This is a genomic window from Limosilactobacillus ingluviei DSM 15946 (genome assembly GCF_001435775.1).
In the GTDB taxonomy this organism is placed as follows: Bacteria; Bacillota; Bacilli; order Lactobacillales; family Lactobacillaceae; genus Limosilactobacillus; species Limosilactobacillus ingluviei.
Window position 1 is genome coordinate 226702 of sequence record NZ_AZFK01000077.1, and the last position, 842, is coordinate 227543.

An 842-nucleotide genomic window follows, 5' to 3' on the forward strand; every position below is an offset into this window, starting at 1 on the left:
GCCTGGAAGACTTCGTAAACTCCCTGGAAAAGCCACGTCGGATCTTGATGATGGTCCAAGCTGGTAAGGGGACTGACGCTGTGATTGACGGCTTGCTGCCACTGCTGGACAAGGGTGACGTGCTGATCGACGGTGGGAACACCAACTTCCACGACACGATGGCCCGCAACGCTAAGTTGGACAAGTCCGGGATCAACTTCATCGGCATGGGGGTTTCCGGTGGGGAACTGGGTGCCTTGCAAGGTCCTTCCCTGATGCCAGGTGGTCAAAAGGAAGCTTACGACCTGGTTGAACCAATCCTGACCCAAATTGCCGCCAAGGCCGAAGATGGCAAGCCATGTGTGACCTACATTGGGCCAAACGGGGCTGGTCACTACGTTAAGATGGTCCACAACGGGATCGAATACGGGGACGAAGAATTAATCGACGAAAGCTACAACGTGATGCGCAACGTCTTAGGCCTCTCCGTAGACGAAATGGCTGACATCTTCGCCGAATGGAACAAGGGTGAATTGGACTCCTACTTAGTTGAAATCACCGCTGACATTCTGACGCGCAAGGACGACTTGGGCGCTGACAAGTCCAAGCCAATCGTGGACATGATCCTCGACCGGGGGGCAAACAAGGGGACTGGGAAGTGGTCTTCTGAAACTGCCCTGGACGGTGGTGCTCCACAATCCGTGATTACGGAAGCTGTTTACGCTCGTTACATCTCCATGATGAAGCAAGAACGGGTTGCTGCAAGCAAGGAATTACCAGCCGATGTTGAAGCCGTTAACCTGACGGACGCTGAAAAGAAGGAATACATCGAAAAGATTCGCCAAGCCCTCTACTTCGGGAAG

General features: G+C 53.7%; 1 protein-coding gene. It reads left to right on the forward strand.

Annotation, left to right across the window (positions count from 1 at the left end; genetic code table 11):
- Positions 1 to 842, forward strand: an 842-nt coding sequence (gene gndA / locus FC43_RS08985) for an NADP-dependent phosphogluconate dehydrogenase (RefSeq protein ID WP_235807610.1), incomplete at both ends; no start/stop codon positions are given.